We start from the raw sequence: 15351 nt of genomic DNA on the forward strand, positions 1-15351 counted from the left end.
ATCGGATGCTGATGGGCAAAGTTTGCGTTGCCACCCACTTGTGCCAAACGCCGGATGTCTCCGGGTGCGGCAAGGATATATTAAATCATGGCAGCCTGCTGATGATTGGGCGCCTAATCCGATTCAAGCCCAATCAATCTCAACGAATAGACCGCCGTTGTTTTATTCATAACGCAATTCATCTCGATCGGAAACAATTGGGTCACTTTCGATGCCGGATAATTCAACTGAATAACCTGCAGTTAATGCAGTATTCAGTGCATCAGGAACAAAGTCGAATGTTTCGTCTGCCCAACTCTCCTTCAAGTCATTTGTAATTAAGATGTCGGGAGAAGCACGGAAAACCTGTGCCTCATTCACCAGGAAACTAATGCCGTAAGTTGTGCTGGTGTTACCCTTCTGCTCGACCGGCTCTTTTGAATACATATGAATAATACTATTCACCGCAAAGGACGATCGCGTCCGGCGCTTAATGAATGTATTCATTCAAAAAGAAATCCAAGAAGCGCGGTCGCGTATGGCATTCCCTGTTAACGGTTCACTATCCACTTCTGTTTGCTTAGCTGAATTGATCATGGCTTTGGCCAACACTTCGGTTGGGAGTGGCTCATGGGAGCGGAATAACCCTGCTTTATTCATGAATTGGATGGCTTTTAAGCCCCACACTTCTAAGGTGCGGTCGCTTTCCTTCCGCATAAGAATAGGTGGCTTGATGATGGTTAATCGCGGGAAACCCAGTTCCTTTACCGCTACTTCAAGCTTCCCTTTCATCTTTGAATAGAAGCTGAGGGCTTTTGGCGAAGCGAACTCTGCAGATACCAAAACATATCGTTCCACCCCGTTTTCTTTCGCCGTTCTGGCAAATTCATATTGATAGCCATAATCCACTTTCCATTGCGCCTCTTTGCTTCCTGCCGCTTTGATCGTCGTGCCCAAACAGGAAAACAGCACATCCCCTTTCACCAAGTCGCACCATTCATCCGGCCGGCCAAAATCGATGACATGGACCATTAGTTTGTCATGCTGAATATCCAGTGAACGCCTCACGAATACATCAACTCTTTTGAATGTATCGTCTTTCATCAATTGCTCAACGAGGTCTTTTCCGGTCGATCCTGTTGCGCCGATCACTACTGCATCCATAATGGGCCCCCTTTCCTTTCTCTATCCGTGACAACATTCTACCATATAACACATTTTGGAAAAGCCAGTGATGAAAGAGAGTTTAGTCGCATCGTGCTTATATTAGGCACACCAAGCAACGGATTGTATAGAAAAAATCCCAAAGTGGCTATAACAAGCCTCTTCGGGATGTATTATGGGAAGCATGAATGGTTCTTACCATTTGCCGTTTTCTTCAAGAATTGATTTTAGGTCTCGAAACAAGTTATTATGTGTGCGGGCCATTTGCGTTCCCTCGTGCTTATCGGTATGTTCGATACTCGTGAGCCAAGCATCTTTACCGGCATGTGGGTTTTTGATAGACATATGAATCGTGTGTTCATCCTGTTTCCAGAAATTCAGATGAAGCCCAGCCAGTGTTTTGGTTTCATTTGCCATGATTCCGCTCTCCTTTAAATTATCTTGTAAGTCATATGTACCACATATAGACTCCATGCTCATTTCCATTAAATAATTCATTTAATGATCAACACCTAACGAATTTGCGCTTGAATCCAAGACGTCCCTTTTCTAAACCTTGTTGGATGCTGTCATAGGCATAGAGCTGTGTCGGTTTCTTGTTTTCCCGGTTGAGCTCGACTTTGCCGACAGCTTTCGCCGTCTCCAATGCCTTTTCACTCATGGGCTTATAGGAAATACCGACGGTGTAGAGGAAGTTATTCATCGATGCTTTTGCTCTTTCAGGGGATTGATGGATCGTTTCTTTCACTGTATCCAACATTGCGGAAATTTTATCTTCCGAGAATTCACTGTCCTTGCGATTCCCGAGCAGCCAGCAATAGCAGCTCCACCCAGCAGACATGCGGAGTTCATCTCCGCTTTCGATCCAATTGTCCGCGACTTGCTGCGCAATGTGGGATTCCGATAAGGTGACCGCCACGACATAATCCGATAGCATATAGAAATAAGCCCCGTCCATCCAGCGGTCGAAATCGTTTTCCGTCATCGCATTCGGATCTGCGATGATGCCCGCAAAATACATCGCGTCATAATTGCCGGTCGCGTACAATTCCTCTGCCAGCGGCTGGTTGATTTTAATTCGCTTGGCCAGCGGCTTCATCGCGCCAGTCGCCACACCGAATAGGGGCTCCTTCGCTCCGCTCGACAGGTACATTTTCTTTGTCCGTTCTTTCCCCAAGGCTTCCAGCTCTATCATGGCTGTATGAAAATCCATGTTTTAGCACTTCCTTCCCACTACTTAATAAACCAATAACAGGCGTTCTCCTGGTTGCATAATTCGATTCAATCGAAACAAACGGAACACGCCTCTTACATCAATTCTCGATCATCTTCATCATGCGGCGGTCTTTTTTATTCCATCCGTATTCATCGAAATCGTGGGCGATGTCGCTATTCTCGTGGATTTTCCGCATGCTTTTCAATAAGTCTTTTTCATGTTCCGGCAAGAAGCGCGCGCTCATATGGTTGACGATCAGTTTCCGCGCGCCGGCGCGGCTTGCCACTCTCGCCGCATCCAATATCGTCGAATGGCCGTATTCCTTGGCGAGTTTTTCCGTATCCCCGTCGAATGTCGCTTCGTGGACGACCAGGTCAGCATCCTGCGACAATTGCTCAGACATTGCGCAATACTGGGTATCGCCGAGGATGGCGACTGTGAAGCCGGGTTCTGCCGGTTCTGTCACGTCTCCGGATTCCACCTTGCGGCCATCTGAAAGTTCGACCGTTTCGCCTGCCTTTAACTTGGCAAGGAGCGGGCCTTTCGGAACACCGAGCTGTTTCGCTTTATCCATATCGAGTTTCGGCAGAAGCGGCTTTTGTTCGATCCGGTAGCCGTAGGTCGGGATGACATGCGCCAAGAGACCTGCTTCGACTGTCATCGTATCGTCTTCAAAAATAATGCCTTCCTTGACTTCATGGAAACGGATCGTATAGGTCAAATGGGTACGGCTCAAGCGCAGAGTCATTTCGACATATTCCTTCAGCTCTTTTGGCCCGTAAAGGTCGAGCGGTTCATCCCCGCCTTGGAACGAACGCGATCCCAAAAGTCCCGGCAAGCCGAAAATATGGTCGCCGTGCATATGGGTAATGAAAATTTTCTCGATCTTGCGCGGTTTGATCGTCGTTTCAAGGATCTGGTGCTGGATCGCTTCCCCGCAATCAAACAGCCACACGGCTCCGCGTTCCTCGTGTAATTTCAAGGCGAGTGCCGATGTATTGCGTTGTTTTGACGGCATGCCCGCCCCTGTTCCTAAAAATAATACTTGCATTAGCGTTTCTTCCTCTCATGGTCACTCAGAAAATCCTTGCTTAAACTGGTTTGTGCATCGTGTTTCGATTGATGGTAGCTTACGCCCCGCGAAACCGATCCTTTTCCGAAACGGCTTTCGAGCTTGGCGACCAGATCCAGGATCGGTTCATCTTTCGCATGCTCCTCGAAATTGAAGAGCGATAATTGCTCGGTCATGTCGCCTTTGTCGACGACGTTCGATACCGTGATGCCGACAAGACGCAATGGCTCCCCGTTCCAATGCGTTTCAAATAATTGCCACGCCTGCAGCATGATGTCTTGTTCTTTCCATACGGTGTTGTTCAAGGTGACGCTGCGGGTGCGGTTTTTCCAATCCGCGCTGCGCGTCTGTATGCTGACGGTAGGGCCTGCTAAATTTTTCGCATGCAGGCGGCCGGCGACTTTCGTGCTCAAGGTGCGGAATATTTTCTTTAAGTTTTCCAAATCGGTTTCGTCGAAAGCCAAGGTCGTCGAAGTACCGACGCTTTTCCGGTCGTAAATGGAATCCGGATCGACTTCACGGCTGTCTTCCCCTCTCGCACGCGCCTGCAGCCGGACACCGTTTTTCCCCATCTTTTCTTTAATCAAGCCATCCGGTGCTTTCGCCAAATCACCGATGGTATACAGCTTCAAGCCATTGAGCTTTTTCGCGGTACTTTCCCCGATGCCGTGCATTTCAATGACTTCACGCGGCCATAAAATGCGCTGGATATCGCGTTTCCGGAGAATCGTGATGCCAAGGGGCTTTTTCATGTCGGACGCTGTCTTGGCCAGGAATTTATTCGGTGCGATGCCGATCGAGCACGGCAAGTCGAGCTCTTTCAGGATGCGCTGCTGAAGCTCTTCGGCGATGTCCACCGCATGCCGGTCAGACGATAATTCCGTCACATCAATATACGCTTCATCGATCGACACTGGTTCCACCGCATCCGTATAGGTACGCAGGATCTCGAACATTGCCCTGGATGCTTCCCGGTAGCGGTCAAAGTTGGGCGGCATAAGCAGCAGCCCTGGATATTTCTTCTTCGCTTCATGCACTTGCATCGTCGTATAGATGCCATGCGCCCGCGCCTCGTACGAACAAGTGACGATGATGCCTTTGCGCTCTTTCGGATTGCCCGCAATCGCCAGCGCTTTTCCTTTGAGCGACGGATCATGCGCCTGTTCGACAGATGCATAAAAGCTATTCATATCAATATGGAAAATGACTCGCCCCGCCATAACAATCGCTTCGCTTTCCTTTTTCTTTCAGTGTATCAAAAAACAGGCGAACAGGCATCCTGTTCCCCTTTTAACGTCATGGGGCACTGCAGCATCAAGTATATCCGCTGGTGGCGACGCTTAGCTGGACTTGTGAGTGTGATGGCCGACGGTTGTTCGTTTCATCTATTAAGCACCCGCCTCCCGCTTTGGGCTGGCTTTTGGCAACAAGCCAAGAAGAGCGCTTGTCTTATTGCGTCGGCTCGCCCTTGTTCGCGGTTCGGCTTTTAGATTTCATTGGATATTGCGTGCGAAGACGTATCACTATTGATTGAATTCATCCACTGGTGGGGACGCTTAGCTAGACTTGATGGTTATGAAGTTGCCGTGGCTATTCAATTTGAACTTACAAAGCTGAACAAAACTATTTAAATTAATTCCATTGCTAGATGTATTTGATTTACTTTCTAAAACTAGAGATGAAGCGGAAAGGGGCCGACGCCTGAGGGACCGCGCGGGCTGGCGAGACAAATGTGCCGCGCTTTTACGGCATATTGGCTCAACACCCGCCCCTCGGCAAGCGTGCCCCTTGCAGCGTAATCTCCATCACCATCCATATACAAACAACTGCCCCCAAAAACCATATTGAATGGTCTTCGAGGGCAATTGTTATGGTTTGATTAACGTGTAGCTGCTTCTTTGACGATTTCGACCAATAGCTCGGTCAGTTTCTCAAGTTCCAGGACCGGCATGCGTTCGTTCGTCGTGTGGATTTCTTCATAGCCGACACATAGGTTGACCGTCGGGACACCATGGCCATTGATGATATTGGCGTCGCTTCCGCCTCCGCTTGTAAGGACAGGCGAAGGGCGCCCGATGCGTTCGGCTGCGGTTTTTGCGATATCCACGACAGGATCCATTTCATCAAAACGGAATCCTGGGTACATCAACTGGACGTCTGTCTCGGCACGCCCGCCCATTTCCTTGGCAACTTCCTCAAATACCGATTCCATATGCGCCGTCTGGTCTGCCAATTTGTCTTCGCTGATCGAACGGGCTTCGGACAGGATGTGGACTTCGTCGCAGACGATGTTGGTCGCTTTGCCGCCTTCGAAACGGCCGATATTCGCGGTCGTCTCTTCATCGATGCGGCCCAGTTTCATGCGTGCGATGGCTTTTGATGCGATGGTGATCGCGGAAACGCCCTTTTCCGGTGCAACGCCGGCGTGGGCCGTCTTGCCGTAAATCGTCGTCCAAAGCTTCGCTTGGTTCGGTGCCGCCGTTACGATTCCTCCAACTTGGCCATCGCTGTCGACTGCGTAGCCGAATTTCGCCTTCAGCAACGATGCATCGAATTCCTTCGCGCCGACCAATCCGCTTTCTTCGCCAGCTGTGATGAGGAATTGGATATCCCCGTGCTCGACGTTTTCTTCAGATAGGTGGCGTGCAAGTTCTAGCAGCGCTGCGACGCCTGCCTTGTCATCAGCCCCGAGAATGGTCGTGCCGTCTGAATACACATAGCCGTCGCGGACTTCCGGCTTGATGCCTTTCCCTGGAACGACTGTGTCCATATGTACGGTGAAATAAATCGGCGGCGCGTCTTTTTTCGTTCCCTCGAGTGTCGCTACCAAATTTCCGGCGCCATGGCCTGTGCGTTGTTTTGAATCATCTTCAACCACAGTAAAGCCGAGAGCTTCCAATTTGTTCGTCAACACTTCCGCGATGGCGGCTTCTTCTTTTGTTTCAGAGTCGATTTGCACAAGCTCCAGAAATTCTTCCATTAATCGATCGGTTTTCATTCAAAAAACTCCTCTTCTAGTCCATTTATTCCAATTCCTATTATAACCCCAGAAACATCCCTCTTCATGCATAACGCATCAATCTCTTCCCTTTAACAGGAAGAGATTGATCGCGGAAGCTTTTATAGCGGCATATTGCCGTGTTTTTTCTTCGGCCGTTCATCTTTTTTATTGCGCATCATTTCAAGTGCCTGGATCAGTTTCACGCGAGTTTCGCGCGGGTCGATGACGTCATCGGCCATGCCGCGTGAAGCTGCGACGTAAGGATTCGCGAATTTTTCGCGGTACTCTTCGATTTTGGCTGCACGCGTCGCTTCCGGATCATCGCTCGCGGCAATTTCACGCGCAAAGATGATATTCGCTGCGCCGTTCGGGCCCATGACCGCGATTTCGGCATTCGGCCACGAGAACACCAAGTCTGCGCCGATCGATTTCGAGTTGAGTGCGACATAGGCACCCCCGTATGCTTTGCGCAAGATGACAGTCATTTTTGGAACCGTCGCTTCCGAATAAGCATAGAGGATTTTCGCCCCGTGGCGGATGATGCCCCCATGTTCTTGCTTGATGCCCGGGAAGAAACCGGTGACATCTTCGAACGTGATGAGCGGGATATTGAAGCTGTCGCAGAAACGGATGAAACGCGCTGCTTTATCGGAAGAATCGATATCGAGCCCGCCTGCCATCACTTTCGGCTGGTTGCACACGAGACCGACCGTTTCCCCTTTAATGCGGGCAAGGCCGACGACAATATTGCGTGCAAATTCCGGCTGCACTTCCATGAAACTGTCTTTGTCGACGACTTGCTCAACGACTTTCCGGACATCGTAAGGGCGGATCGCTTCGTAAGGGACGATGTCTGCCAAATCCGGGCGGTAATCGTCTTCATTGTCAGCTTCGAGGCGCGGCGGCATTTCCTGGTTATTCTGCGGCAGGTAGCTGACCAATTGGCGCACCATTTCCAATACTTCCTGTTCTGAACTTGAACGGAAATGGGCATTTCCGCTGATAGCGGTATGTACACGTGACCCTCCGAGATCCTCGGACGAGATTTTTTCTCCTGTGACCGTTTCGATGACTTTCGGTCCTGTAATGAACATCTGGCTCGTTTTGTCGACCATGAAGACAAAATCGGTAATGGCCGGTGAATAAACCGCCCCGCCTGCAGATGGCCCCATAATTACGGAGATTTGCGGGATGACTCCCGAATAAATCGAATTGCGGTAGAAAATGTGGCCATAACCGTCAAGCGACAATACGCCTTCCTGGATGCGTGCGCCGCCAGAATCGTTTAAGCCAATGAACGGAGCGCCATTTTTAGCAGCCATGTCCATGACGTTGGCGATCTTTTTCGCATGCATTTCACCAAGTGCGCCGCCGAAAACGGTGAAATCCTGCGAAAACAGGTAGATTGGGCGGCCGTTGACTTTGCCGTAGCCGGTGACGACGCCTTCTCCCGGACCTTCGCCCATGCCGAAGTCAGTCGTGCGGTGTTCGACGAATGGGCTCAACTCGACAAAGCTTCCTTCATCGAGCAATAAGTCGATGCGCTCCCGTGCCGTCAGTTTGCCTTTTTCATGCTGCTTGTCGATGCGGGCTTCCCCGCCCCCAAGTTCGATTTTTCTTTTTCTGTCATATAATTCGTTGATGCGTTCATAAATATCCATGTCCCCACTCCTCCATTACTTCTTTTCGCAAAGTTCGTATAAGACACCGTTCGAAGATTTCGGGTGCAAGAAAGCGACCATCGCCCCGCCCGCTCCCGGTTTTGGCTCTTCGCTCAATAACTTGACGCCGTTTTCGCGCAGTTCCGCCATTCGCTCTTCAATGCCTTCGACACCGAATGCGATATGGTGGATGCCTTCCCCTTTTTTCTCGATAAACTTATGGATCGGGCTGTCCTCACTCATCGGTTCCAGCAATTCGAGCTTGATGTTGCCGGCATCGATAAATGCCACTTTCACTTTCTGCCCTTCCACTTCCTCGATCTTCATCAGCGGACACCCGAGTGTCTCTGTGTAATAAGGCAGGACCTGCTCTAAGTCTTTTACAGCGATTCCGATATGATCAACTTTCTTCATCCTTATTCACTTCCTTTTTTGGCTTCCCCTTTATTGTACCCATTCAAGGGCAAAAACTCTAGTTGTTATCGAATATTATGAAAATGAAGGACAAGCCAGTTTATATTGGCGTTGAAATATGATATGATGGGTTCACAGTACAGGAATAAAGGAGCTATGCTATCCATGAGAAACCAAGCTTTCCGTAAAGTCATTGTCTACGCAATGGTCGGATTGATGCTGCTGTCGAGCCTGATGATGGGCTTAAGCTTTGTCATTTAATTTGAATTTTCCCGAAGGGCGGCTTCAAACGCATGCATTTTGTGTTGGAGATGCTCTTTTTTCATGCACGCAATCAAGTAAAACGCCCAGAGAAGCAGTGTTCTCTGGGCGTTTTTTTATGATGGGCTGGGGTTCAGACCTTTTTTATTGTGGAAGCCTTTATAGCTCTGCTTGATTTCCAGATAGCTCTCCATTTCCTGGATGATGGCGTTAAGATCAGCCATCGCGAGAAATTTCTCATGCGAGTCCGGCAGTGGCATCTCGGCGAAGTTAGCTTTCAGCCGGTCCAATTTAGTGATGTACCGGTCGGCTGTGTTCCCCGAATGTACATGCTCCGACAGGTCTTCAAGAAAGTCGGCAACGAGCTGCGTCTGGCCGACGATCACTGGAAGTGCCGTGATTTTCGGCAGAATGCGTTCGATGATTTCGAGCTGCTGCTCACGCATGTCGAAATAATGGTAATATTTATTTTCATGGCGCAGTAAATGGTTCTCGACGTCCTGATAGGCGAGCGCTTTGGCTTTCCCGATGAGCTTTTCCGATTCCACCAATTCCTTGCCGGTCCAGTCTGACTCACCGCGGCGCAAATATATCGTCGTTTCACGGAAAATCGTCGCATACAAGCGTTCGACTTCTTCCCTGTAGCGATCCAGCTTCTTCTCAATACTCGGCATATACATATTGACGATCAATGCCGTCCCGAAACCGATCACCATCAACATCACTTCATTGAGAAATAATCCCCCGGTCAAGTTTTTTGCGTCATATAAGTGCAGCAAGATGACCGCGCTGGAGACGAACCCATCCGAGAAGCCGAGGCTGACAAGAACCGGAATGAACAGCAAGATCATGACGCCGAGCACAATAGGGTGATAGGTGCCCAGTTCAAAGAACACGAAGGCGAACCCGATGGCGATCATGCTCGCGACAAAGCGGGAGAACGCCGCACGGACTGATTTCTTCTTCGTGGGCTGGATGCACAGGATCGTCAAGATGCCGGCCGATACGTAATAATCGAGTCCGATCAACTGGGCCAAATAAATGGCGATGGCGGCCCCAAGCGCTGTTTTCATGGTCCGGTAACCGATGCGGTAGGGTTTCAGTTTCATAGGCATCTCTCCTCAACATACAAAAATGCCCCCGCTGCCGGGGGCATTTTTTCTTACATTTCTTCGCAATGCTCTTCGAAAATTGACTGGATATGTGTAATGACCGACATCGGATCGTGCCCTTCGATTTCATGGCGGCCGATTTCATCCACCAATTTGCCGTCTTTCAGGAAAGCGAACGATGGCGAGGATGGCAAATGGTCGTCGCCGAACAATGCGCGCGCTTGCGCAGTTGCTTCTTTATCCTGTCCGGCAAACACCGTGTACAAGTGGTCTGGTCGTTTATCATAATGGATCGAATGAAGAGCAGCTGGGCGTGCGATGCCGCCTGCGCATCCGCACACCGAGTTGATCATGACAAGGCTCGTGCCGGGTTTAGCGAAGGCCTCGTTCACGTCTTCAGCCGTTTCAAGTTGTGTATAGCCACCGTCTGTCAGTTCTTGACGGGCTTGTGTAACGATATCATTCATCAGGAAATTAAAATCCATGCTCATCAGTACCACTCCTTCATTATTGCTGTTCTTATCATATCAGGACGGGGGCATAGTTGCAAAAAAGCTTACTTGAACAGTTCAGCGACCGCCTGCGAGACCGTCAATTGGTCTTTGAGGATGCGCTGTTCCATCTCTTTCACTTGATGCTTGCGCTCCGGGTCCCCGTAGAAACGCCCGTGCAATTCATCGGTGATCATCGAATGGAACCAATCACGCGTCTGTTCCTGTCGCCTTTGACTCCAGTAGCCGCTTTCTTTGACCGTCTGCTCGAATTCCTTGACCATATCCCAAATTTCCTGCATGCCCGTTCCTTCCAGGGAAGATGCTGCCAATGGCCTCGTTTTCCAGCCTTCTGTCGCCGGCTGCAGGAAATGGAGCATCTGCTTGTACTCACGCACGGTTTTTGTCGCCAGCGGCAAATTGTCGCTGTCCGCTTTATGGACAATCATTGCATCCGCCAATTCCAAAATGCCTTTTTTCATGCCTTGAAGTTCATCCCCTGCCCCTGTCAATACCAGCAAGAGGAACATATCGACCATTCCGCGCACAAGCGTTTCGCTCTGTCCGACACCGACCGTTTCGACGAGGATGACATCATATCCGGCCGCTTCGCACAAAAGCATCGTCTCGCGAGTCTTTTTATGGACGCCGCCGAGTGTGCCAGCGGTCGGCGATGGGCGGATAAAGGCGTGCGGATTTCTCGCGAGCTCTTCCATTCGCGTTTTATCTCCGAGGATGCTGCCTCCTGTACGGGAGGAACTCGGATCGATGGCGAGAACCGCCACACGATAGCCGAGCTCTGTCAGCATGGTCCCGAAAGTTTCGATGAACGTACTTTTGCCCGCTCCCGGCACCCCGGTGATGCCAATCCGTATACTATTGCCGGTTTTCGGCAGCAGTGCATTCAATAATTCCTGGCCGCGCTTTTTATGCTCGGGGTTGGTGCTTTCGAGCAAGGTGATCGCCTTCCCTAAGTGCAAGCGCGAACCGCTTTCGACGCCGCGTGCAAGTTCATCCAAATCAAACTGGTTCCCAGTGGGCTTTTTGAATCTTTTTCTCGGCAAAGCCTTCATGCCGTCATGAGCATCCGAAACACCCGACATGACCTGTCTGGACTGCTTCTCGCGATCCATCAGTCCGTCTCTTCCTCATACCCGAGGCGCGCATAGATTTCCTCGATGACTTTTTGGGCGGCAACCGGAATGACCGTTCCCGGCCCAAAGATCGCACTTGCGCCGTTAGTGCGCAGGAATTCATAGTCCTGTGCCGGGATAACGCCCCCTACGACGATCAGGATATCTTCACGCCCGACTTTTTTCAGTTCTGCCGCAAGGTCCGGCACAAGGGTCATATGGCCAGCTGCGAGTGAGCTGACGCCGATGACATGGACGTCATTCTCCGCTGCCTGCTGGGCTGTTTCCGCAGGTGTTTGGAACAATGGCCCGATGTCGACATCAAAGCCGAGGTCTGCGAATGCGGTCGAAATGACTTTCGCACCGCGGTCGTGCCCGTCCTGGCCCATCTTGGCGATCAGGATGCGCGGGCGGCGGCCTTCGTTTTCGATGAATTCTTCGGTCATTTGTTTGACGATCTGCATTTCTTCCTGGTTAGAGAAGTTCGAACTGTATACCCCGCTCACGGAACGGATCACCGCCTTGTGCCTGCCGGAAGCTTTTTCGATGGCATCCGAGATTTCGCCGAGTGATGCCCGGTGGCGTGCTGCTTCAATCGCGCAGGCAAGAATATTGTCTTCGCCGCTTTCTGCCGCTTTTGTCAGTTCCAGCAGCGCTTTCTCTACTTTTTCCTGGTCTCGCGTGTCGCGCATCCGATCAAGTCGCTCAATCTGCTTTTTGCGGACCATTGTGTTGTCGATGTTCAAAATATCGATTGGGTCTTCCTCATCAAGCCGGTAGCGGTTGACGCCGATGATCGTTTCTTCATTCGAATCGATTTGCGCTTGCTTTTTCGCCGCCGCTTCTTCGATGCGCATTTTCGGAAGACCGGTTTCAATTGCTTTGGCCATGCCGCCAAGTTCTTCCACTTCCTCGATCAATGCCCATGCTTTTTCCACCAGTTCTTCCGTCAATTTTTCGACATAATACGAACCGCCCCACGGGTCGATCGTATTGTTCATCATCGTTTCTTCCTGAAGGAACAATTGCGTATTGCGCGCGATGCGGGCGGAGAAGTCCGTTGGCAAGGCAATCGCTTCATCGAGCGCGTTCGTGTGCAAGGATTGCGTATGACCCATCGCCGCTGCGTTGGCTTCGAGAAGCGTGCGTGTCACGTTATTGAACGGGTCCTGCTCCGTCAGGCTCCAGCCTGAAGTTTGGGAGTGTGTGCGGAGCGCCAGCGATTTGGCGTTCTGCGGATCGAAGCTCTTCATCATTTTCGCCCAGATTTCACGGCCGGCACGCATTTTCGCCACTTCCATGAAGTAGTTCATGCCGATGCCCCAGAAGAACGACAAGCGCGGTGCGAATTGATCGATGCCAATGCCTGCATCTAGTCCGGTGCGGACGTATTCCAATCCATCCGCCAGCGTATAGGCCAGTTCGATATCCGCCGTCGCTCCCGCTTCCTGGATATGGTAGCCGGAGATGGAAATCGAGTTGAACTTCGGCATATGGCTGGATGTATATTTAAAGATATCCGCGATGATCTGCATCGACATCGCCGGAGGGTAGATATAGGTGTTGCGCACCATGTATTCTTTCAGGATGTCATTTTGGATCGTCCCCGCCAATTGTTCCGGCGATACGCCCTGCTCTTCTGCAGCCACGATAAAGAACGCCATGATCGGCACGACCGCGCCATTCATCGTCATCGAGACGGACATTTGATCAAGCGGGATACCATCGAAGAGGATTTTCATATCTTCGACACTGTCGATCGCAACACCTGCTTTGCCGACATCACCGACAACGCGCGGGTGATCGGAATCGTATCCGCGGTGTGTGGCGAGGTCAAATGCCACCGACAAGCCTTTTTGGCCCATCGCCAAATTGCGGCGGTAGAATGCGTTGCTTTCTTCAGCCGTAGAGAAACCGGCATACTGGCGCACTGTCCATGGCCGCGACACATACATGGTCGGGTAAGGGCCGCGGACGTTCGGCGCGAAGCCAGGCAAACTTGTCTGTTCTTTATTCAAGTCTTTCGAAGTATAAAACGGTTTTACGGCAATGCCTTCATTCGTCATAAAAGCGGTATCGTCCCGTTCGCCCAATTTGGCGGTATCCAGTTTGGTAACATCGATCTTCGTAAAATCAGGTGCCGTCATTTACAGCGCCTCCTTTCCAAGTGACAAAACAGCTTCCAACTTCTCAATCAAGGGCTTCCCTGCATAAAGGGAATCGCGGACACCGTTTGCTTTCCAGGTTTTCAGGGTTTCAGCATCGATTTTCCCAGCGACGTCTACAGCCGCTTTCGTTTCCAGTTGCGGAATGATTTTCTCGAGTGTTTCGCGGCTCCCGCAAAGAACGGCATAATCAAGTTCTTCCGAACGGATATAGCGGTTCACTTCATCAGCAGATGAGAGATATGGGCTGACGTCTGGTTCGATTCCGGCGACAGAAAGGAAACCTTGCACGAAATCTGCCTGCGGTTTCACCGCTTTTAGTGGTTCCAGGAGGATTACAGCCGATTTCACGCTCGTATCCCGGCTTTTTGCACGTAATTTCTCGAATGGCGTCGCCAGTCGTTTCGCTGTCATATACTCCAAATGGGCCGTATCGATTTTTGCGTCTTTCACTGGCTCTTGCGGATTAGCGTAAATATTCGTCCCGATCAGGGAAGCTTTGCGATTGGCCACTTGCTGTTCGCGTTCGAGCCATTTAGCTTGAATGTCATCTGTTAGCCAGCCGGTCCGCTTCACTTCTGAATAGCCGCCCGCTTCCTGGATTTCCAAGAAATACTTCCATGCCGCATCCACATATTCACGCGTCAGGTTTTCAATATAATATGATCCCGCCGCGGCATCCATGACATGCGAAACATGGGACTCTTCTTTGATGACCAATTGGACATTGCGTGCGATGCGTCGGCTGGAGCCGGTCGGCACCGTCAGGAAATCATGCGGGTGCACGGTATGGCCATCGGTACCCGCCAACACTGCAGAGAATGTCGCATTGCCGGCACGCAGCAAATTGACGTAAGGGTCCAATTTGGAATATGAACGCACCGAAGTTTCCGTGAACACCGGGATGCGCGGTGCTTGTTTTCCGTACGCCGAACAGAATGCCTGCCATAATACACGGAAAGCGCGTATTTTGGAGATCTCCTGGAAGAAATGTGTATCAACAGCAAAACGGATCCAGAACTTCTTCGCAGCCGATTCGAAGTCTTCTTGCTTCAGGGCTTCTGCCATCATGCTAAGCGCCACACCGAGTTCGTGGATAATCGTGCCGCCGGCGTTATGCGTCGGCAGCGTATCGATCAAGCCTGTGCGGACATTCTCCGGGGCCTGGATAGGTTCTTCCGTAAAAATCACGCCTTGGACATTTGCCTGCTGCTCGGATGACAGCTTGTCGAACACGCGCAAAATCGGATCCTCATCCTCGGTTACTTTAAAATAGATCGGATAACGGACGATCAATTCCGCAAGCCGTTCAAGTTGCGCTTCTGTCCAGTCGAAAGGCTGTGCGCCTGAATAAACGACCGCTTCATTGCCGCGGGACAGGTCATCTTCCGTCACGGCCAGGAATTGCTCGGCATCATGTGCCGTGATTTCCTGTGCAACGATCCAGGAAGGGCCGAACTTTCCGCCTTGGACTGCTGCTACTTGCGCATCTATGTCGGATACAGTACGCTCCAGCATCTCTTTTGTATAGAGGGGTTCGAGGGTAATGTCCTCAATGGTATGGGTTTTCATCACCTTATCAAAATCTTTGCCTTTCAGTGCAGCTTCTGCTGCTTGTTTCCATTCCTCGTATGTACGCTCAGGAAACTGAATGTTCTTCATCGATTCAATCGTCAAACTAT

Annotated in this window: 15 protein-coding genes; 1 reads left to right on the top strand and 14 read right to left on the bottom strand. The window is 50.7% G+C overall.

Annotated features, from left to right (window positions below; translation table 11 throughout):
* Positions 1–162: 162 nt before the first annotated feature.
* The 9 genes from DP119_RS07005 to mce form a co-directional block, all read right to left on the bottom strand.
* The gene (locus DP119_RS07005; RefSeq protein WP_112232208.1) at positions 163–486 is read right to left on the bottom strand and encodes a hypothetical protein; all 324 of its coding nucleotides are present in this window, start codon (positions 484–486) and stop codon (positions 163–165) included.
* The gene (locus DP119_RS07010; RefSeq protein WP_112232210.1) at positions 487–1143 is read right to left on the bottom strand and encodes an NAD(P)H-binding protein; all 657 of its coding nucleotides are present in this window, start codon (positions 1141–1143) and stop codon (positions 487–489) included.
* 195 nt (positions 1144–1338) lie between these two features.
* Positions 1339–1560: a hypothetical protein gene (locus DP119_RS07015; RefSeq protein WP_112232212.1), complete on the bottom strand. Its 222-nt coding sequence runs from the start codon at positions 1558–1560 to the stop codon at positions 1339–1341.
* A gap of 88 nt (positions 1561–1648) precedes the next feature.
* Entirely contained in the window at positions 1649–2356 is a 708-nt protein-coding gene (locus DP119_RS07020) for a DNA alkylation repair protein (protein ID WP_112232214.1), read from the bottom strand.
* Between the two features lie 100 nt (positions 2357–2456).
* A complete protein-coding gene (gene rnz, locus DP119_RS07025) occupies positions 2457–3410 on the bottom strand; it encodes a ribonuclease Z (protein WP_112232216.1) in 954 nt (317 codons plus the stop codon).
* Positions 3410–4651: a DNA polymerase IV gene (locus DP119_RS07030; RefSeq protein WP_112232218.1), complete on the bottom strand. Its 1242-nt coding sequence runs from the start codon at positions 4649–4651 to the stop codon at positions 3410–3412. The genes rnz and DP119_RS07030 overlap by 1 nt, the downstream gene beginning before the upstream one ends.
* A 659-nt stretch (positions 4652–5310) precedes the next feature.
* Positions 5311–6429, bottom strand: coding sequence for a M20/M25/M40 family metallo-hydrolase (locus DP119_RS07035; RefSeq protein WP_112232220.1), 1119 nt, complete (start codon positions 6427–6429; stop codon positions 5311–5313).
* A gap of 122 nt (positions 6430–6551) precedes the next feature.
* Positions 6552–8093, bottom strand: a complete 1542-nt coding sequence (locus tag DP119_RS07040) for an acyl-CoA carboxylase subunit beta (protein ID WP_112232222.1) — start codon at positions 8091–8093, stop codon at positions 6552–6554.
* A 15-nt stretch (positions 8094–8108) separates the two neighbouring features.
* Positions 8109–8507 carry a methylmalonyl-CoA epimerase gene (mce, locus tag DP119_RS07045; protein WP_112232224.1) on the bottom strand — a complete coding sequence of 133 codons (399 nt, stop codon included), beginning with the start codon at positions 8505–8507 and terminating at the stop codon, positions 8109–8111.
* A gap of 165 nt (positions 8508–8672) precedes the next feature.
* On the opposite strand from mce, the gene prli42 reads away from it, so the two are divergent.
* Complete coding sequence (gene prli42, locus DP119_RS15820) at positions 8673–8768, top strand: stressosome-associated protein Prli42 (RefSeq protein ID WP_156889046.1); 96 nt, start codon at positions 8673–8675, stop codon at positions 8766–8768.
* Positions 8769–8884: 116 nt separating this feature from the next.
* Here the strand turns inward: prli42 and DP119_RS07050 are convergent, their stop codons facing one another.
* From DP119_RS07050 to DP119_RS07070, 5 genes are all read right to left on the bottom strand, one after another.
* Entirely contained in the window at positions 8885–9883 is a 999-nt protein-coding gene (locus tag DP119_RS07050) for an aromatic acid exporter family protein (protein ID WP_112232226.1), read from the bottom strand.
* A 47-nt stretch (positions 9884–9930) separates the two neighbouring features.
* Positions 9931–10371 (bottom strand): BrxA/BrxB family bacilliredoxin, encoded by a 441-nt coding sequence (locus DP119_RS07055; protein ID WP_112232228.1) that lies wholly within the window; start codon positions 10369–10371, stop codon positions 9931–9933.
* A 65-nt stretch (positions 10372–10436) separates the two neighbouring features.
* Positions 10437–11504, bottom strand: a complete 1068-nt coding sequence (gene meaB, locus DP119_RS07060) for a methylmalonyl Co-A mutase-associated GTPase MeaB (RefSeq protein ID WP_112232230.1) — start codon at positions 11502–11504, stop codon at positions 10437–10439.
* A complete protein-coding gene (gene scpA / locus DP119_RS07065) occupies positions 11504–13651 on the bottom strand; it encodes a methylmalonyl-CoA mutase (protein ID WP_112232232.1) in 2148 nt (715 codons plus the stop codon). Before scpA ends, meaB begins: the two co-directional genes overlap by 1 nt.
* Positions 13652–15346 carry a methylmalonyl-CoA mutase family protein gene (locus tag DP119_RS07070; RefSeq protein WP_112232234.1) on the bottom strand — a complete coding sequence of 565 codons (1695 nt, stop codon included), beginning with the start codon at positions 15344–15346 and terminating at the stop codon, positions 13652–13654.
* Positions 15347–15351 lie beyond the last annotated feature (5 nt).

The organism is Planococcus maitriensis (assembly GCF_003289925.1).
Taxonomy (GTDB): Bacteria; Bacillota; Bacilli; order Bacillales_A; family Planococcaceae; genus Planococcus; species Planococcus maitriensis.